Source organism: Methylomicrobium lacus LW14, from assembly GCF_000527095.1.
GTDB classification, from domain to species: Bacteria; Pseudomonadota; Gammaproteobacteria; order Methylococcales; family Methylomonadaceae; genus Methylomicrobium; species Methylomicrobium lacus.
Genome location: NZ_AZUN01000001.1, coordinates 696,944 through 714,024, shown reverse-complemented (window position 1 = coordinate 714,024; position 17,081 = coordinate 696,944). Strand labels below are relative to the sequence as shown.

Genomic DNA, 17,081 nt, shown 5'->3' with positions numbered 1-17,081 from the left:
TTCGCTGCCCTTCAACGTAGGCGAAAATCATCTCGCTCAGGTGAGAGTTCGTTGGCGTAAGTTGTCGATCTGGACCGCGATATTTGTCAGTCTTCAGGTGTTTTCCGGCGGCAAGGGCCTGTCCACAGGCGCCACGGTCAATTTTCTCGGACGCAGCCTGGAAACGTGGTGTATTCACCGAACATTCTAGGAAGGATATTCCGGGGTTCCGGCGATCCGATTGACGGAGGACCAGAACTGACGATCGACTGGGTTAATGACGTCAAAAACATGATGGCCTTGCTGGAGCGTGGCGACAGCATTTATCAAATCATGCAGGTCACCGGCGAAGAAGGTATTACCCTCGAAGATTTCAGCGAGTGGCAAAAATCGATGCTACTGGACATGGTGTATTTGCAGCAGGATGCCTTTGACGAAGTCGATGCCTGCATGCCGCGCGAGCGCCAGCTCGCGAATTTCGGACTGTTAAAAAAGCTGATTGCGGCGGACTTCAAGTTTCAGGATAAAAACGAAGCCCGGGATTTTTTTACCAAGATCACCGGCCTCTATAAAAACTGGAATTACAGCCGTGCCGATTCGCCGGATTACGAGCGCTACGGCAAGGACATTGAACAGCTCGCCTATCAATACTTACCGGGCCGTAATGTCCAATAAACCTCAAGCCGCGCCAGGAGAGTTGCCATGATTAGAAAAGACATCATCGATTTATTCAAGGTTAAACCGGATACCAAAATCCGGCTCAAGGATTACCACACCGGGTGGGAGCAAACCGGTGAATTCAAATCCATAGGCAAGAAATTCATCAAGGAGCGAGCCAACGAGATTTTGCAAACCAGCATTGAAGAGTTGGCCGAATGTCAGCAATTACTTTACGCGGATGACCGCTACGCCTTGTTGATCGTCTTGCAGGCGATGGATGCGGCAGGCAAGGACGGCACCATCCGGCACGTGATGTCCGGCGTCAATCCCCAAGGCTGCCAGGTTTTCAGTTTCAAGAAGCCGTCGGACGAGGAACTGGACCATAACTACCTCTGGCGCTATATGAAATCCCTGCCCGAACGCGGCCGCATCGGTATTTTCAACCGCTCCTACTACGAAGACGTGCTGGTGGTCAAAGTTCACAAGGAAGTTCTGGAACAACAAAAGCTCCCGGACGGCAAGCACGGCAAGGCATTTTGGGAAGCGCGTTATGACGACATCAACGCTTTCGAGCGACATCTGGTACGCAATGGGACGGTCGTGTTGAAGTTTTTTCTGCACGTTTCGAAGGAAGAACAGAAACAACGCTTCATGGACAGGCTCGAACACCCCGAAAAAAACTGGAAATTTTCGCTCGCCGATCTTAACGAGCGCGGCTATTGGGATGATTATGTCGATGCCTACGAAAAAGCCATCAGTGCGACCAGCACCAAATGGGCACCCTGGTATATCGTGCCGGCCGATAACAAATGGGCGAGTCGCGCCGTGATCGCCGACATTGTCACCTCGACATTGCGCAATCTCGATCTTGAATTCCCCGGAATGACTGATGAGCAACGCGCTTTATTGGAACAGGCGCGAAAAACCTTAGCAGAGGAATAATCTCATGGCTGAATTCAAGCTCTCCCCTTTTCGCACAACCCGCCTCGTGCAGTCGCAGATCCAGGAGTTTTTGGATGTGGTTTCGATGGCGATTTTAGCCTATCAGGAAGGCATGATTGCCTATCTTAAGGAAGGCTGGACTGAGACGGCCGAAGACAAACTGCAACAGATCTCCGCTTTCGAAACGAGGGGCGACGGCCTGCGTTCGACTATCGGGTTAACTCTGTACAGCGAGATGCTTCTGCCCGACACTTCGGCCGACATCCTGAGTCTGCTGTCTGAGTTGGACCATTTGCTCGACCGGATGAACGGGCACTTCACGCTACTGGGTATCGAGAAATCGGAGTTTCCAGCCGCATGCTGCGTTTCCGCACCGCGGCGATCCTGTGCGCGGTGTTCGTCGTGCTGGGCGCGGTGATCAGTGGTGCCGGCGCCTCGGATGGTCTCGGCAAGCTCGGCGCAGTCAATGCCTTACCGGGATCCTTTACCGTCGCGTTATCGGCCGCGCTGACCGTGTACGCAATGACCAAATGGGGCCGGCCGGTTTCGACCACGCAGGCGGTCGTTGGCGGCATCGTCGGCTGGAACGTCTTCAGCGATTCGCCGACGGACCTCGCCTCCCTTACCCAAATCGCGGGCACCTGGGTCGCCAGTCCAATCCTCGGTGCGCTGATCTGTTTTGTGATGCTGTTTATTGTGCAAAACGTTTTCGAACAGCAGGTTTTTGTACTCTCAAGCAATTCACATGCCGAAACCAAGCCCTAACGGTTTTTATCCATAGAGAAAGTAAGGTATTTTATATTTTCAATACCGATCGATACCATTTATTAACAATTGCAATCAATGGATTGCAATGAAGTTACCCAGAATTCTGACCAGTTTATTGATGAATCAATATAACTCGATGAATGATAACCCCTTACACGCGTTTATTCTGCCCACAGCAGGAACCACGATGTAAGTTAAATTTTTATTTTATTTTATTTTATTTGGAGATAGACATGCGTAAATTCATTTACACTTTGGTAGCCATCATGAGCATCGTGATGTTTTCTTCTTCGTCGATAGCAAAGCCTACGAAAATCAGTGGAACGGTTAACCTCAACGTAGGTTCTGTAGCCGCAGGGATCGGCTGGAGCTGGGGAGGTGGTGTCATGACTTTCGAGGGTGCCGAGCACAACTTCGACATCAAGGGGCTTAGCTTGGCCGACGTCGGCATTTCCAAATTTTCCGCAGCCGGAATCGTATATAACTTGAAGCATTTGGAGGACTTCAACGGCACTTATCACGGAGTGAAAGCAGGCGCAACCATCGCCGGTGGCAAAGGGGCGATAGCGCTGAAAAACGAGCATGGTGTAGTGCTCGAACTGACCGGAAGCGGTCAGGGTTTGAAGTTCGCTTTTGGGACTCAGGGCGTGACTATCAAGCTTAAAGATTAGTCCTGTTTTCCGGATGCGTCCGAAAAGGTCGCCTCAGCGGTCTTTTTCGGGCTCATCCGGTTTCCAAATCAAAAAAACGGGATCAAATCTTTACCCTTTCTCTTTGCGTGTTGCTTTTGCAAGTGCTCCCCCCTTTTTGCAGCGAACGCCAGCTGATAGCGCAACGGTCCGGACAAGCAGGCTGGACGGACGCAATCCGGAAATCAACTTCAAGGGAGAGAAGCTCAGTAATGTAACCCACCAAAGCACCGATCACAAAGCACAGCTTTCCATGAAGGGCGTAAGTGTATTAAACGGCGTGCCTCCTGATCGCTACCGACAAGCCGAAGGCGTCTGGGCTTGTCTCCAGCAACAAATCCGGCCGCACTAAGGCATCGGTCATTCTTCACTCATTTCGGAATTGGACCAATTTCGGTCAAGCATAGGGTGGAACAGGTAATATAACGGAATGCTCAGGAAGATTATCGTACTGAGATGCAAACTCAGGAATGAAACGGGGATGGCTATCAAACTGATAATAATTGGGCTTACAATCATTCGTCGTGTTACCTGTCGTCGGGTGTCTTCTTCGATCTTGTGGGTGAGCAGATGGGGATGCAAAACCGCATATCTCCAGAGAGCGATCAGAGCAAGCCCAATGACAATTTGTACACCGCCAAACAGCAGCGTAACCAATGGCTCGTCGCGATAGGCGCCTTTGAGCTCCGTGATGAACGGTAGCAGTGTGACAGGGAACAGAAAAAAAAGGTTGAGCCAAACCAGTGTTCGGCTTCCGTTCCGAAAAAAATGCATAATGGCAGCGTGTTGGACCCAATACGTGCCTGCAAGCCAGAAACTGACCGCGTAGATAAGCAGATCAAAGCCAATACGCCCCAGAAATGCAATAAGTCCTTGTTCGGAAAAGCGGTGATCGGTAGGGACATCGATACCCAGAACCAACAGCGTAACGACGATGGCAAATACACCGTCTACCAGTGCTTTGCAGCGGTCGAGGCCGAAGGAACCGGTAGAGCCTGATGAGAGAAGTTCTTTTAGCATTGTCCAGTCTCGCAAACCGTTTCAGCGATCGTTGTGTCGCAAATTGATCTTTCCCTCGTATTATACGGACACACAACTAAGCGACTTTTTTAAATAGTTGAATTTGATTTACAGATAACACAATTCATGTCGCTTAGGAAGTCATTACGTGAAACGTATCAGGCTGTATGGTAGAATTATCTGTTTTTTTACCAGTATTAGCCAATAACATTATGTTTTTAAAAGAATTTTATAGAAATCATGATGGCAGCGTCAGTATTGCCGCCGAACAAGCCAGTATGTTCGCCAAAGAAGTGGCGCATGATTTCAACCCTTTACACGATGTTGATGCCAAACGTTTTTGCGTACCCGGCGATTTGCTTTTTTCACTGGCATTGGAGAAATATGGCCTTAGCCAAAATATGCACTTTATCTTTTCTGGCATGGTCGGGCATGGTGTGCTGTTGAACTTTCCCGATACCGATGCCGCGCAGATTGATGTGAACGACAATCAGGGTAAAACCTATTTGCAGATCGAACGTTCGGGAAGCATTAGTCGGGATTCAGCATTGATTGAAAGCTTTACTCGCGATTATGTGGCTTTCTCAGGACAAAATTTCCCCTATGTGCTGGTTCCGTTATTAGCTAAGGAAAACGTTATGTTCAGCCTCACTCGGCCGCTGGTGATTTACGAAAGCATGACCCTGTCATTTGATCATCTTGATTTTCGGCAAGCGTCCGTGGAAATGATGGAACCGAAGATGGAAGTCAATGGCAAACGCGCTTCGGCTTTTTTACACTTTCAGATCAAGACGGGCGAAAATGTGGTTGGCACAGGCTTTAAAAAACTAGCGATCAGTGTGTTGAATGGTTATGAATCTGAGTCGATGCAAGCATTTGTCGATGACTATCTGGCCAGGAAAAACGGTTATCTAGATAATTTGGCGGTTCTGCCGCAGTAAGTTTGTCAAGCTGGATTGGAAAATACTCAACGACTATCGACAGAAACCGTATCACGTCATGCCCGATAATAAAATCGTGTAAGAAATACTCTCTGCCAGGCAATTTGAAAGTGCAACCTTGATCGATTCCTTTGACTAGATCGCCGAAGCCATTCCAGTAAGCAAAATTGGAGCCACCGAGTCTGTTCCGCGTTCATGGAAGGTTCGAGGAAAATCGGCATAGCGATCTAACGACCCAAGCTCAGCGACCCGGTCCACGGTACGCGTGGATTGCAACCACAGCGCGATGGCGTCAGCCGAAATCGCCGCGACCTTCGGACAGCCAATAAGCTTAAGAGCGCGCACGAGAACCCCCGTGAAGAATTACCGAAGATAGGTTGGGCTAACATACACTCGTTCATTTTTGGATGTCAAGAACCACCTCCAACACTAATAATCGAGAAACCGCACCTGTCCAGTATTCAACTCATAGACTCCTCCAATCAAGGTTACGCGTTTCTCTCGCAGAGCCCTCTTCGCTTCCGAAAGAGCGGTCAGTTGCTGCATCGACCAGCGCACATTTGCTTCCACGGCGGCGTTCAGCAATGCCTTGTGATCGAGTTTCAGATCAAGCTTCGATAGGCCCGGCCTGATTAAAGCCAGCAAGGCTTCGATATGTTCAAGTTCCCTGGGCTTACCGAGCATTTCCTCGACTGCGGCGGTGACTGCCCCGCAGTTTTCATGGCCCATCACCACCACCAGCGGCGTATGGAGATGAGCCACGCCATATTGCAGAGTGCCGACTACGTCTTCCGCGATGATATTGCCGGCAAGCCTGATCGTGAAGACATCGCCGAAACCCACGTCGAAAATCATCTCGGGCGGCACGCGCGAATCGCTGCACCCGAGAATCGTCGCAAAGGGCTTCTGTTCCTGCACCAATCGATGGCGCCAGGAAGCATTTTCATGCGTATGGATAGACTGATCATCCATGAAGCGCCGGTTACCGGCCTTCAAGCGGAGCAGCCCCTCGACTGCATTGCGTGGATAAGGCTCCAGACTGACGGAGCCGGAGCGAGGCTCTTGAGTTGCACAGGCTGGGATCATGCCCAAACCGAGACAACTCGCGCCGACGAGCCATTCCCTGCGGGTCATGCCGTGTTTTTTCATGGCCGCTTCTTTTTCTAAGATTTAGGCACGAACGAATGCGTTGATCACTCGTTTTCCTCGATAATCGCCTTGACTCGCCCGGAGTTGACCGCTTCGACCAAGGCCGCGTGATCGCGCTCGGTCTGGTCCGCATAGTCCATAGCGAATGTGCTGATCGCCTGATCGAAGCTGTCCGATTTACCCAAATAGCCGCTGATCATTGCCGCATCTCCCGACCGGGCATGAGCGCGGGCCAGGGTCCAGCCGCAGAGTTCGGCATAAAGGTAAAACTGCTGGAGTGTACCGCCTTCGATCGGTGCGGACATTTTCATGTCGCGCAACTGGCGTACGAAGAAATCGCGGCCGCTACTAGCCACCCGGCCCCAACCCAAAAAAATGTCGCTGGAGGATTGTGTCAGCCGTTGCCCCATCACCACGCGCTGCGCGTGATTGTCATAGCGGCTTTGTCCGGCATAGGGCTCCAATACCGAAGGGCAGGCTTCCTTGAACTGCAGCAGCAAAGGATGGTTCTCCGCGGAGAAAAACAGCCCGACGAAACAGCGCGTGCCGACGCTGCCGATGCCGACGACCTTGATCGCAGAGTCTTCCAGGCGGTAGCGGTCGAACAGCACCCGACGCTCGTCGGAGAGCGATAACCGATAGGCTTCAAGTCCTTCGCGAACCCGCTGTTGATACACGTCTTCTTGTGCATGGAACATGATCGGCGGCTGATCGAGCAGTCGATGGCGACCGCCCACCGCTCCGGCAATTTTGGGCATCAGTTGTTCGCCGACGCGCTGCTGCGCTTTCTCGACCAGCCTCTCGCGGAATCTTCTAATTTTCTCATCGGGCGCCATCTCAAGCAGGGTGTCGGCGTCCAGGCGGTCGTACCAGATTTCCAAAGGATTCATCTTCGAATACTCCCGCAATTTCTCCCGATACGCGCGGACGCATTCGACGGCTACGGCTTGGGCGTCCTCGTCACTCTGATGTCCATCGCGGACGGCGACCACGAAACTGGCCGCCAGGCGTTTGATATCCCATTCCCAGGGGGCGGGCAATGTTTCGTCGAAATCGTTGATATCGAATATCAGATTGCGTTCAGGGGTCGCGAAAAGACCGAAATTCATCAGATGGCAGTCGCCGCAGGCCTGCACCCGCAGACCGCTAGCCGGCGTGGTCGACAAATCGTAGGCCATCAGGCCTGCGGATCCACGCAGGAAGGTAAAGGGGCTGCGCAGCATGCGCCCGTAGCGTATCGGCACCAGTTCCGGCAGGCGATCCTTATTGGATTCTTCCAGAATGTCTATGGGATCCCGGCGATGCGCCGGCGCTTTCCAACCGGCATGGCTCGAGCGCGGCACTTTTGTGCGCAGTTCCTTTCCGAATGCAAGAGATTCGGTGCGCGCACGGAAGACTATGGGTTGAACCTTTTCGGCAGCTGCGGAGGATTCCGTTTTTTTTGTTTTTTTCTTGGCGGTGACCATGAGTTTGCTCCGGTAAAATTGGCTAGAGTTGTTTATGCAGCTTGCGTCTATTTGACATAATTTTTTAACTAAACAGGTAGCGCTCCTGCTCTTGGTTATCACGCGCCAAGTGTCGTCCGATGCAAAGATAGAAATCGCGGCCTTCTGTAAGAGCATCATTGTGTTTGGCCAGCGTGTTTTCCCAGCGCACGTCGAAGGCCTTGAACATGTTCTGGAAGAAGCGCGCCCGCTTGCGGTGGATATCGGTGATATACTCGCTGTGCACAAGGTCTTCTTTCGGTGCCGCTAACAATAAGGCCTGCGACGAGAGTCGATCTTCGAAGGTCGAAACCTTGTGCTTTTCGTCCTTGACCCGCAACGGCCGGATCATGTCGCCGCCTGCGGTGAATAGGTCGGCATGGATGCGGGTGCCTTGCGGCACCTTGTACAGTCCGGGCTCAAGGCGTTGGCTGCCGGCAACGACGCCGTCCAAGGTGGCATCGTTGATCTGTGCGGCTTGGTGTTCACCGCGCAGATCGGCTGGTGGACGGTTCGGATGCTCGGCATGAGCTTTAGCCGCCTGCAACAACGCAAACAGATATTTCGCTCTGGCGTTGGCCACGAGCGCTTCGCCCAGGTAATGCGGGAGAAGCAAAGACTTCTCACCCAGCGTTTCGACGATGCATAACTTCAGCATGACATTACCCAGGGCCTATGGATAAACTTACCGGAAGCGTCTTTGGGACTCTCTAGTTCCCGGTCAGTCGAATGATCAAGGTCGATGCGATCGAGACTATGCCCCACAGAACTTGCATGTCCGCCCCGCTCCCCTAGCCTTAATCCAACCTATTGCACGGTATAACCGCGGCCTGTCAGGCAGGCACCTAAGGCACGATTATAATTATTCGCCGCCTCATTAGCTGCGGCTGACGAAGCGGCTTGGTTTGCATCTTTTTGAGCGAAGCGCCGTTTCAATCCGCCCGCTGTCGCTCCTATTGCCGCGCCTGTACCCGCATCGCCCGCAATCGCGCCGATCGCAGCTCCCGCAGCCGCACCCCGCGCTCCACCTCTCAATGTCTCCCGGCCAAGGCTGCCTTGCTGAGTGTTTGGCTGCGGCGCGGTAGCACCGCTGCTGGGATCAAAGCCACTCTGTTGGACAGCCCAGGTATGACATTCATAACGGTCTTTAGATTGCTGGTCCGGCGTTTGTCCCCGCGCGGGATAAACCATCAGGTTTTGCGCAAAAACCGATAAGGGCAAAGCCGCCAGCAAGAGCGCAGATACCATATTTATGGGTTTAAAACGTGTTTTCATCAGGATACCTTTATAAAATATTTAAGTCGTTAAGCGGGGCCTTTGAAATCGTCGAAAGCCTCAATTGCTCTCTTTGCTGCATCATCTATTCCGGATAAATGCGGGAAATTTTGGAACCCTGCAAACCCAGTCCCGCCATTAATCCTCTCTGGCCGAAGATAAATGCATACACATTGTCCTTCGCAGTCGTGGTAGTCAGCGTTTTGGCCTTGCCTGCATCGACGACGACAATGCTTGGACCCATGCCGATTTCCCAACCTTCGCTCCGTTCGAGATAATTCAATGCCTCGTCGTTCATAAAAAACAACGCATAACCGAAAGCCTGCACGCCGGCTTGCATGCCATAGGATGCCGAGACGCTGTTGTAGTAACCGGTGGTTCGGCCCTTGACTCGTAAAGCGCCGCCGCGGCCGTATTGCGCGCCCACCATGAAGCCGGCTTTGACGATGCGAGGAAATACCAGAATGCCTTTCGCCTTCTTTGCCAACGATCTGGCGGCGGGGGTACTCTCATAGAGATCCTGTAACGCAAAATCGACGTCACGGTCGATCTCTGCGGCAGTCCCTGACATGGTTGAACCGACACCGCCCCCGACACCGCCTTGGCAGCCGACAAGAACCAGCAAACTGATCAATAAAACTACCAACCGATTTTTATTTAACATGTTTTTTTTCCTTATTATTTTTTCAATTGCACATCATTTAACGCCACCCGGCAGCGTCCACTGACTTTTTCATCATGCTGCTCCAGGCAAGCCAGCAACCGCCCTTCCCCGACTTCAACGGAGGGACAGTATTTTTCAATGTCGTCGTCACACTCATTGACGGTATATGCAAGCGCCGCCACGGCCCTCTCGAGCTGCGCCGCCGAGTCGTACAGTGCATATTCGCAGCGCGCGGAAATTTTGTCGCCGTGGGCATAAATGCACGCGAGCAACCGGTCATCACCCGGAGTGACATCCTTGCAATAAGTATACAGTTCGGCTTTGCAGCCTTGACGGAAGGTCTCCAACGGACCGTTCCCGGCTGTCGCGGTATTATCGGCTCTGCTTTTCGGCAGCGGCGCGGCGCAGGCGCTAACAGACCAATATAGCCACACAAGAAGGGCAAAATATTTCAGAACCATTGTTTTATTCCTCGTAGTGTCGGTTGAAGAAAAAGGTTTGAATTTGCAAAATTGATTTGGCGTGAAAGCGCTAGCATGCCGATGTCGGTTCAATCTCTTTCGGTAGGCTTGGTTCAGAATCCAGGCACTCCCTGCTTAACCATGCCCTTGCTGTTATTATCGTCATGCAGCATGGATTGCTCCGCCCAATACGACTTAAGACTAACATACGCCAATCTACCGAGAATCTTAACTCGCGGCTATTGGACTTTAGGCTTAGATCCTCTAAAACGGCGCTAAAACTTCAAGTTTTACATCAAGAACAAGGAGGATTTAAAGTGAATATCCTCTATCCGGTGCGGTGTTGTGTGAATTTTTCACATATTTGTAATGATGTTTTTTGTTAACACAAATGGTATCTTTAGGCCGTTTATACCAGCCTCATTTTTGACTCTAGGACCTCTTTGACATGGATCGCTTCGAACGCATCTATCAACTGCATCGCATCCTGTCAGGCCGCCGCACTCCCATCGCCAACAAGGAACTTCAAGAACGGCTGGAATGTTCCGAAGTCACCGTCAAGCGCTTAATCACCGTCATGCGCGATCATTTCACCGCTCCGATCGTGTATGACCGACAATTGAACGGCTACTACTACGACAATCAAAACGGCGCGCATCCCTATGAGTTGCCGGGGCTGTGGTTCAACGCCGAGGAATTGTGGGGCCTTTTGACCTGCCACACCCTGCTGCAAAAGCTGTCTCGCGGCCTTTTCGGCGACCATATTATCCAGTTACAAAAGCGCGTCGAAAAACTGCTGGCGCTCGATCAAAGCAGCGCCGGGCGCAAACTCGAAAGCGTTAAAATCCTGACGATGTCCGCACGGCAAAAAGGCATCAATCCGCTGTTCAATAAAATCGCCTCCGCCCTGTTCGACCGCCAGCAACTGCAATTGACTTATCAGGCGCGCAGCCATGGCGAAACCAGCGAACGCGCCGTCTTCCCGCAGACTTTGGTCTATTACCGCGACAATTGGTATCTCGACGCCTGGTGTCATACCAAAAACGACTTGCGCACCTTTGCGGTCGAAAACATCAAAGCCGCGAGCCGGCTAAACCAGACCGCCAAAGTCTTTACCCGCGAACAACTCGAAGACTACTACGCCTCCGCCTACGGTATTTTCTCGGGCAAAGCGCAGCACCTCGCCAAACTCAAATTCACTCCCGAACGCGCCCGCTGGATCAGCGACGAACACTGGCACTCCGACCAGCAAGGCCGCTGGCTGGATGACGGCAGCTACGAACTCACCCAGCCCTTCAGCGACCACCGCGAACTGCTGATGGACATCCTGAAACACGGACGCCACGTTGAAATTATCGAACCGGAATTTTTAAGAGAAGCCGCGCAACAGGAAATCCAGGCGATGGCGGATATTTATCAAAAAAATTTAGCGCCGTAGCGTGGAATGATACGGTGGTTATGGATAATGCTTTTTACAGCCCAAAAACCTGAGAGAAAACAATGACGACAGCCCAAAACATAGCCGAACCGCCGCTATATTACCGATATTGGGGCAAAGCCAAGCCGGATGCTGATAGCGAAGGTCCGGCCTATCATTTGTTGCCTTATCATTGTTTGGATGTGGCGGCGGTGGCGGATGTTTGGTGGGAATCAAGCCCAAGCCTCCGCCAGCAATTTATCCACGCCATTCGAGCCGGCAGCGAACAACAAGCAAAAGCCTGGGTCATGTTTTTTGTCGCATTACATGATTTAGGTAAATTGGATATTCGTTTTCAAAGCAAAGCACCCCATGCATTAAAGTCGTTGCAACCGGATGTTACTAGCTTTTCGACAGAACCTTATTATCACGGGCCAAGCAGCTATGCCTGTTTTATTCACGAACTGTCTCTATATGCCATTGAGTTTGTCTCGGAAGATGCCGCGATAGAATGGTTTCAGCAAGTCGCAGGGCATCATGGAGTTATACCCTATGATGGCGACTATATGCCCCCTCCTTCGTTTAATGATGAATCCATCAAATCGATCATTGCAAGAGACCGGCAGGCTCGAATAGACTGGATAACCGTTCTCCAACAACTTTATCAAGTCGATTTCAGCGCTATTCCTGAAAACGTTCCTCCGATGTTGGCGGGGTTTTGCAGCGTATGCGATTGGATTGGCTCATCCAATGAGCATTTTTTGTATGAAACAAAACCCAACATTGATTTGGCGACTTACCTGAAAGCGCGGAAAATCCCGGCGATACAGGCGCTCACCGAGTTCGGCATTCTTTCACAGCTTCAGTCCAATCAAACGCTTGAATCGCTATTTTTCACGTCCGATGGGTTACCTTATAAGGCACACGGCTTACAAACACTCATTGAAAAATTGCCGTTGGAGAGGAATTTGACCCTGATTGAAGCCCCGACAGGCTCTGGCAAGACCGAGGCCGCGCTGGTCTATGCCGCCCGATTGCTGCACGAAGGTTTAGCCGAAAGCATCATTTTTGCCTTGCCGACACAGGCCACCGCCAATGCCATGCTGGACCGTTTGGAAGCAATGGCGCAGCATTTGTTCGACGATGGCGCAAACGTCGTCTTGGCGCATGGCAAAAGCAAATTGAAAGACACACTGGAAAAAATCTTAAGCACCGATAAAACCACCGCGCAAGGTCGGGAAGAAGCCGCCCAGCAAGCTGTGCATTGGCTAGCCGCCAGTAAAAAACGCGCATTTCTAGGACAAATCGGCGTGTGCACCATTGATCAAGTGCTGTTATCTGTTCTGCCCGTTCGCCATAAATTCGTCCGGGGTTTCGGCATCCAAAAAAGCGTACTGATTGTTGACGAAGTTCATGCATACGATAGCTATATGTATGGATTATTAGGCGAAGTGCTGGAACAACAATACCACGCCGGCGGCAGCGCCTTGCTGTTGTCGGCGACATTGCCCCATAAACAACGGCAATATCTGGCGCGAAACTGGGGTAAGGCGGTTGTCGAGGATACCAAAGCTTACCCGCTCATCACGCAAATTACCCCTCATAAATCACCGAGCCTTTTTTCGATTGCTGACCTGGAACAATTACCCAAACGCCGCGAAGTCATACTCGAAACGTGGCAGTTGCCGGAATTGCAATTGGGTGACGACAATCTGCAAGCCATCATTTCCGCAGCCAATCAAGGCGCTAAAGTCGCGGTCATTTGCAACTTGGTCGCGGACGCTCAAGTGTTGGCGCAACGTTTGGCTAACCCTGAGATCAATTCGGGCATTGCGGTTGATTTGTTTCACTCGCGTTTCCGGTTTATAGACCGTCAGCAGATTGAGGAAGCGATCAAGGCACGGTATGGGAAGGAGCAGAATACACGCGCTCAAGGCGGGCGTATTTTAGTCGCCACACAAGTCGTTGAACAAAGCCTGGATCTCGATTTTGATTGGCTGATTACCCAACTATGTCCGGTCGATTTGCTGTTCCAACGGATGGGTCGTTTGCATAGGCACATACGAGCCAGGCCGGAAGGGTTTGAACTGCCCCGTTGCGTCGTGATTGTGCCGGAACATGCGCAAAAATACGGAGGCAGCCAGTACGTTTATGAAAATATCCGCGTCATGAGGCGGACCGAACATTTGGTCCGCAACCATTCCAGCGTTGTGTTCCCCGAAGCTTATAGGTATTGGATAGGCGAAGTTTACCTAGAAGACCCATGGCCGGATGAAGCGCCGGAAATGACCGAGGCGCACGACAAATATCAACGCGAAGTCGAAGACGTTAAACGTAGCATTGCCCGAACCGTAACGCAATATAAAGCCAATCCGTTGCCGGATGAAAGCGATAAAGCCACGACACTAACCCGAGACGGCGAAATGAGTTTGACCGTATTGCCGGTATTGGAGCGCGGCAAGAAATTTTATACGTTAGCCGATGAATGGTTGGATAAACACGGCAAAGAGTACTGGGAACAAATCAGTTTGCACAGTGTGTCCGTGCCTAGTTCATGGGAAAACGCGCTGTCAGGATGCAAGAAAGATGACGGCGTGTATTATTTGGTCATGACGGCGGACGATGGCGGATGGTTTGCCGAACTCAAGGATCGGCAAGTTTGTTATCGCATGGATTTTGGCTTGTTTGCAGCAAAATGATTAAAATAGACAAAATAATTATTTTAATCGGAGGATATGATGAAAAAGGTCAATGCCACCCAAGCCAAGCAATATTTCGGCGAGTTGTTAAACAGCGCTCAGCAAGAGCCCGTTGCCATCCAAAAACACCAAAAGGACTTTGCAATCTTGTTGTCGTCGGCGCGTTATCAGGAGCTCTTGGCTTTTGAAGACAAGTGTTTGCACGAATTGGCCGTGCTCGCCGAACAGGAAGGCTTTATCGGCACCGAGGCCAGTTTAAGTTTATTGGATAGCATTTGATGCGCCAGCTTGATTTCACTAAATCGGCGGAAAGAAGTCTACGCAAGCTGGCCGAGTCGGACATCCGCATCGCCAAGCAGCTGAAGATCAAAATACTGGCCTTGCTGCATGAACCGCATCCGCAAGACTCGCTAAAAATGGCTGGAAACCCCGAATATTTGCGGGTTCGTGTCGGCAAGTATCGGATCATCTATCGTTATGACAATGACAAGCTCTACATCGCCCTGATTGCGAAACGGGAGATCGTTTACGAAGAATTCGCCCGGCTAATGAGCCGGCAATGATGGAAAGTAAATTAATCCTTCTGGAATAGCCCATGAACCTGCTGACAGACGACTGGATACCCGTTGAGTTGAACAAAACCCAACAGCGCATTTCCTTACAAACGCTGCTTTGTGAGGACCGTGATTACAAAATCAAAACCTTCCGCGACGACATGGAACTGGCAACCTTGCAATTGCTGGTGTGCATTGTGCAGGTGGTGTTCATGCCGGACGACAAAAAGGCATTAAATAGCCGCTGGCAAAATCCCATGCCTGTAGACGAGTATCAAGGCGGCATAGAGCCCTACCGTGACTGGTTTAATGTGTCGCATCCGAAAACGCCGTTCATGCAAACCGCAAGCGTCGCACCCGAAAAAGGCAACAAAAACTGGGCGTCGTTGCAAAAATTGTTTATGGGCTTGCCGGAAAAAAGCAGTTCTAGCCCGACCTCCAGTGCGTTTTTTGATACGCCGGATGAAATTACCGCCATCCATCCCGGCGATGCGGCGATTGCCCTGTTCCAGCAGGCCACCAACGGCTTTAGTCTGGGCGGAGTTGGTTATTCGGTCGGCTTAAAGGGCTCCATGCCGATGACGACGTTAATCGTCGGCGAAACTTTGAGAAAAACCCTGTGGTGCAATGTGTTGAGCCGTGAGTTTCTTACGCCTTTCCGTATCCTCGATGCACCGCTGCAAGAACCCACCTGGATTACACCGCCGCACAGCAAGATTGCCGATGAACACGCCCACCACATAGGTTTGGCAAGAGGCCTGTTTTGGCAGCCGGCCAAAGTCAAACTGGAAATGGCGAATGGTGAGGTGACCGGCTTTAATAAAGAAGCAGGAACCTGCACGATTAAAGGCTTCTGGCAGCATCCGCATACGCCCATCGATATTGCCCGCATGCAGGCCGATAACCCCAAAGAAAAGCCGTATCTTTCCGCCCAAGGCAATCAGCCTCTATGGGGTCAAATGCTGAGTTATTTTTTTAGCGATAAAGACATAAAAACAGTAGAAGCCAACAGAGCAGGAGCAAGCCGCGCATTGGTTGTTCAGCAATATCAAGAAGTTTGGCGTGCAGGCGTCAAATTAGCTGTAGGGGGATATATTAAAGGCGGTTCCACCGAGAGTTTAGCCGGGCGCAGGCATGAGCTTTACAGCCTATCATCAGGCTGGGAAACAAAGACCTCTGAGATGGATCAGCTCATCAAAATGGGTCTGGATGCTCAACGAAAACTAGATATTGCCATAAGCCAATTTGTCGATTTGGCGGAAACGGCGTTCAAAGAGCGCCGGGAAGGCAAGAAAAAACAGCCTTCTGGTAAAGAAGGTCATTTCCGTAAAAGCTTGCGGGCAAAAGCCAAACAAATCTATTTCGACAATTCCGAAGCCATCATGCACAGCATCCTAAAGAACCTGGTGTTTGATGACATCGCTCACTATCAAAAAAAATTTTCAGACTTAGCCAAACAAGTTTTCGAGCAAATCGTCAGCCCCTACGAACACGAAGACAAAATGCTCGAACCGACATTGGTCTGCCGCCAGTTTCTAAACAATATGCTCAACAAATTAAGCAAACAGTCGACGGGAGTTAGCGCATGAGTCATGCACAAACCAAAGAAGCAACTCAACGGTTTTTAGATACCCTGCATGCCGAATTCGATGGGTTAAGCAACGGTGACAAAGCCGCTATTCGCCGTACGGTCGAGCCCGACGATTTATTGCTGAATCCGGCATTTTACCGCTTAGTTCAAGAAACCCTGAACCAATTTCAAGAAACCGAATTATCCAAAGCACGCGACTTCTTCAAAAATCTCTCGCAAGTGGCGCGATTGGTCTACCTACTGCCGTTTATCAAGCACCAGCCACTCGGCAAATCACTGGGAACTGTTTTAAGGGAAAACGAAATCAGCGAAAGACGCTTGTTTTTGGTAACGCGCTCCGAATATCCGCAAGACTTGATTCAACTGCGTCGATTGTGCCAACAATTCAAGGATGAAACAGTGGACGCCATCAAACTCGGCAAATTATTGCTTTACTGGGGCAAGCATAAAACGACCAGCGAAGGCAGCAAGCGTCAATTGATGAAGGATTTTTATTTGTCATTCGCCAGTGAAAAAATGGAGCCCGTCGATGCCGATTATTAGCCGCTTTCTCGGGATTGTCATCACCATGTACTGGTCGGACCATGCACCGCCACACTTCCATGCCAAATACGGCGAATACGAAATCATTGTCACCATTGAAGGTGGGGTGGTCGAGGGCAAATTCCCCAGACGCGCTTTGCAACTCGTGCTGGAATGGCTAGATTTGCACCAGGATGAGTTGATAGAAAACTGGCAACGTTGCCAAAACCGCCAGTCCCTAAATCCCGTTCAACCTTTGGAGTAAG

General features: G+C 51.0%; 21 protein-coding genes. 14 read left to right on the top strand and 7 right to left on the bottom strand.

What is annotated here, in order from left to right; translation table 11 throughout:
• The first annotated feature begins 40 nt into the window (after positions 1-40).
• The 6 genes from METLA_RS22415 (at position 41) to METLA_RS20490 (ending at position 3,020) form a co-directional block, all read left to right on the top strand.
• Positions 41-190: a hypothetical protein gene (locus tag METLA_RS22415; protein ID WP_198408440.1), complete on the top strand. Its 150-nt coding sequence runs from the start codon at positions 41-43 to the stop codon at positions 188-190.
• Positions 169-654, top strand: a complete 486-nt coding sequence (locus METLA_RS20500) for an ATP synthase beta subunit C-terminal domain-containing protein (RefSeq protein WP_036281391.1) — start codon at positions 169-171, stop codon at positions 652-654. The genes METLA_RS22415 and METLA_RS20500 overlap by 22 nt, the downstream gene beginning before the upstream one ends.
• Positions 655-681: 27 nt before the next feature.
• Positions 682-1,581 carry a polyphosphate kinase 2 family protein gene (locus METLA_RS0103145; RefSeq protein WP_024297168.1) on the top strand — a complete coding sequence of 300 codons (900 nt, stop codon included), beginning with the start codon at positions 682-684 and terminating at the stop codon, positions 1,579-1,581.
• Positions 1,582-1,585: 4 nt separating this feature from the next.
• Entirely contained in the window at positions 1,586-1,999 is a 414-nt protein-coding gene (locus METLA_RS0103140; protein WP_024297167.1) for a DUF47 family protein, read from the top strand.
• The gene (locus METLA_RS20495; RefSeq protein ID WP_024297166.1) at positions 1,939-2,346 is read left to right on the top strand and encodes an inorganic phosphate transporter; all 408 of its coding nucleotides are present in this window, start codon (positions 1,939-1,941) and stop codon (positions 2,344-2,346) included. The genes METLA_RS0103140 and METLA_RS20495 overlap by 61 nt, the downstream gene beginning before the upstream one ends.
• A gap of 236 nt (positions 2,347-2,582) precedes the next feature.
• Entirely contained in the window at positions 2,583-3,020 is a 438-nt protein-coding gene (locus METLA_RS20490; RefSeq protein ID WP_024297165.1) for a hypothetical protein, read from the top strand.
• A gap of 378 nt (positions 3,021-3,398) precedes the next feature.
• Here METLA_RS20490 and METLA_RS21250 read toward each other — a convergent pair whose 3' ends face one another.
• Positions 3,399-4,058, bottom strand: coding sequence for a TMEM175 family protein (locus tag METLA_RS21250; RefSeq protein WP_024297164.1), 660 nt, complete (start codon positions 4,056-4,058; stop codon positions 3,399-3,401).
• Positions 4,059-4,270: 212 nt separating this feature from the next.
• On the opposite strand from METLA_RS21250, the gene METLA_RS0103120 reads away from it, so the two are divergent.
• On the top strand, positions 4,271-4,999 hold the full coding sequence (locus METLA_RS0103120; protein WP_024297163.1) for a DUF3581 domain-containing protein: 729 nt from the start codon (positions 4,271-4,273) through the stop codon (positions 4,997-4,999).
• A 429-nt stretch (positions 5,000-5,428) separates the two neighbouring features.
• Here the strand turns inward: METLA_RS0103120 and METLA_RS0103115 are convergent, their stop codons facing one another.
• The 6 genes from METLA_RS0103115 to METLA_RS0103090 all read right to left on the bottom strand — a co-directional run bounded on the left by METLA_RS0103115 (position 5,429) and on the right by METLA_RS0103090 (position 10,032).
• Positions 5,429-6,148, bottom strand: coding sequence for a carbonic anhydrase (locus tag METLA_RS0103115; protein ID WP_024297162.1), 720 nt, complete (start codon positions 6,146-6,148; stop codon positions 5,429-5,431).
• 44 nt (positions 6,149-6,192) lie between these two features.
• Positions 6,193-7,491 (bottom strand): DUF2252 domain-containing protein, encoded by a 1,299-nt coding sequence (locus METLA_RS0103110; RefSeq protein WP_198408439.1) that lies wholly within the window; start codon positions 7,489-7,491, stop codon positions 6,193-6,195.
• Between the two features lie 187 nt (positions 7,492-7,678).
• Entirely contained in the window at positions 7,679-8,290 is a 612-nt protein-coding gene (locus tag METLA_RS0103105; RefSeq protein ID WP_024297160.1) for a hypothetical protein, read from the bottom strand.
• 149 nt (positions 8,291-8,439) lie between these two features.
• On the bottom strand, positions 8,440-8,907 hold the full coding sequence (locus tag METLA_RS0103100; protein WP_024297159.1) for a glycine zipper family protein: 468 nt from the start codon (positions 8,905-8,907) through the stop codon (positions 8,440-8,442).
• A gap of 85 nt (positions 8,908-8,992) precedes the next feature.
• Positions 8,993-9,571, bottom strand: coding sequence for a lipid-binding SYLF domain-containing protein (locus METLA_RS0103095; protein WP_024297158.1), 579 nt, complete (start codon positions 9,569-9,571; stop codon positions 8,993-8,995).
• 14 nt (positions 9,572-9,585) lie between these two features.
• Positions 9,586-10,032: a cysteine rich repeat-containing protein gene (locus tag METLA_RS0103090; protein WP_024297157.1), complete on the bottom strand. Its 447-nt coding sequence runs from the start codon at positions 10,030-10,032 to the stop codon at positions 9,586-9,588.
• Between the two features lie 448 nt (positions 10,033-10,480).
• Here METLA_RS0103090 and METLA_RS0103085 point away from each other — a divergent pair, with 448 nt between their 5' ends.
• From METLA_RS0103085 to METLA_RS0103055, 7 genes are all read left to right on the top strand, one after another.
• The gene (locus METLA_RS0103085; RefSeq protein ID WP_024297156.1) at positions 10,481-11,470 is read left to right on the top strand and encodes a helix-turn-helix transcriptional regulator; all 990 of its coding nucleotides are present in this window, start codon (positions 10,481-10,483) and stop codon (positions 11,468-11,470) included.
• A 62-nt stretch (positions 11,471-11,532) separates the two neighbouring features.
• Positions 11,533-14,148 (top strand): CRISPR-associated helicase/endonuclease Cas3, encoded by a 2,616-nt coding sequence (cas3, locus tag METLA_RS0103080; protein ID WP_051459735.1) that lies wholly within the window; start codon positions 11,533-11,535, stop codon positions 14,146-14,148.
• A 39-nt stretch (positions 14,149-14,187) separates the two neighbouring features.
• Positions 14,188-14,427, top strand: a complete 240-nt coding sequence (locus METLA_RS0103075) for a type II toxin-antitoxin system Phd/YefM family antitoxin (RefSeq protein ID WP_024297154.1) — start codon at positions 14,188-14,190, stop codon at positions 14,425-14,427.
• Positions 14,427-14,711 (top strand): type II toxin-antitoxin system RelE family toxin, encoded by a 285-nt coding sequence (locus METLA_RS0103070; protein ID WP_024297153.1) that lies wholly within the window; start codon positions 14,427-14,429, stop codon positions 14,709-14,711. The genes METLA_RS0103075 and METLA_RS0103070 overlap by 1 nt, the downstream gene beginning before the upstream one ends.
• 32 nt (positions 14,712-14,743) lie before the next feature.
• Positions 14,744-16,291 (top strand): type I-E CRISPR-associated protein Cse1/CasA, encoded by a 1,548-nt coding sequence (gene casA, locus METLA_RS0103065; RefSeq protein ID WP_024297152.1) that lies wholly within the window; start codon positions 14,744-14,746, stop codon positions 16,289-16,291.
• Complete coding sequence (gene casB / locus METLA_RS0103060; protein WP_024297151.1) at positions 16,288-16,836, top strand: type I-E CRISPR-associated protein Cse2/CasB; 549 nt, start codon at positions 16,288-16,290, stop codon at positions 16,834-16,836. The genes casA and casB overlap by 4 nt, the downstream gene beginning before the upstream one ends.
• Positions 16,823-17,080 (top strand): DUF4160 domain-containing protein, encoded by a 258-nt coding sequence (locus tag METLA_RS0103055; protein WP_024297150.1) that lies wholly within the window; start codon positions 16,823-16,825, stop codon positions 17,078-17,080. The genes casB and METLA_RS0103055 overlap by 14 nt, the downstream gene beginning before the upstream one ends.
• Position 17,081: the final 1 nt, after the last annotated feature.

What these genes read in the sequence shown, in the direction of transcription:
- METLA_RS0103145 (WP_024297168.1), top strand. Translation starts at nt 682, where the DNA reads ATGATTAGAAAAGACATCATCGATTTATTCAAGGTTAAACCGGATACC.
- METLA_RS0103140 (WP_024297167.1), top strand. Translation starts at nt 1,586, where the DNA reads ATGGCTGAATTCAAGCTCTCCCCTTTTCGCACAACCCGCCTCGTGCAG.
- METLA_RS20495 (WP_024297166.1), top strand. Translation starts at nt 1,939, where the DNA reads ATGCTGCGTTTCCGCACCGCGGCGATCCTGTGCGCGGTGTTCGTCGTG.
- METLA_RS20490 (WP_024297165.1), top strand. Translation starts at nt 2,583, where the DNA reads ATGCGTAAATTCATTTACACTTTGGTAGCCATCATGAGCATCGTGATG.
- METLA_RS21250 (WP_024297164.1), bottom strand. Translation starts at nt 4,058, where the DNA reads ATGCTAAAAGAACTTCTCTCATCAGGCTCTACCGGTTCCTTCGGCCTC.
- METLA_RS0103120 (WP_024297163.1), top strand. Translation starts at nt 4,271, where the DNA reads ATGTTTTTAAAAGAATTTTATAGAAATCATGATGGCAGCGTCAGTATT.
- METLA_RS0103115 (WP_024297162.1), bottom strand. Translation starts at nt 6,148, where the DNA reads ATGAAAAAACACGGCATGACCCGCAGGGAATGGCTCGTCGGCGCGAGT.
- METLA_RS0103105 (WP_024297160.1), bottom strand. Translation starts at nt 8,290, where the DNA reads ATGCTGAAGTTATGCATCGTCGAAACGCTGGGTGAGAAGTCTTTGCTT.
- METLA_RS0103100 (WP_024297159.1), bottom strand. Translation starts at nt 8,907, where the DNA reads ATGAAAACACGTTTTAAACCCATAAATATGGTATCTGCGCTCTTGCTG.
- METLA_RS0103095 (WP_024297158.1), bottom strand. Translation starts at nt 9,571, where the DNA reads ATGTTAAATAAAAATCGGTTGGTAGTTTTATTGATCAGTTTGCTGGTT.
- METLA_RS0103090 (WP_024297157.1), bottom strand. Translation starts at nt 10,032, where the DNA reads ATGGTTCTGAAATATTTTGCCCTTCTTGTGTGGCTATATTGGTCTGTT.
- METLA_RS0103085 (WP_024297156.1), top strand. Translation starts at nt 10,481, where the DNA reads ATGGATCGCTTCGAACGCATCTATCAACTGCATCGCATCCTGTCAGGC.
- cas3 (WP_051459735.1), top strand. Translation starts at nt 11,533, where the DNA reads ATGACGACAGCCCAAAACATAGCCGAACCGCCGCTATATTACCGATAT.
- METLA_RS0103075 (WP_024297154.1), top strand. Translation starts at nt 14,188, where the DNA reads ATGAAAAAGGTCAATGCCACCCAAGCCAAGCAATATTTCGGCGAGTTG.
- METLA_RS0103070 (WP_024297153.1), top strand. Translation starts at nt 14,427, where the DNA reads ATGCGCCAGCTTGATTTCACTAAATCGGCGGAAAGAAGTCTACGCAAG.
- casA (WP_024297152.1), top strand. Translation starts at nt 14,744, where the DNA reads ATGAACCTGCTGACAGACGACTGGATACCCGTTGAGTTGAACAAAACC.
- casB (WP_024297151.1), top strand. Translation starts at nt 16,288, where the DNA reads ATGAGTCATGCACAAACCAAAGAAGCAACTCAACGGTTTTTAGATACC.
- METLA_RS0103055 (WP_024297150.1), top strand. Translation starts at nt 16,823, where the DNA reads ATGCCGATTATTAGCCGCTTTCTCGGGATTGTCATCACCATGTACTGG.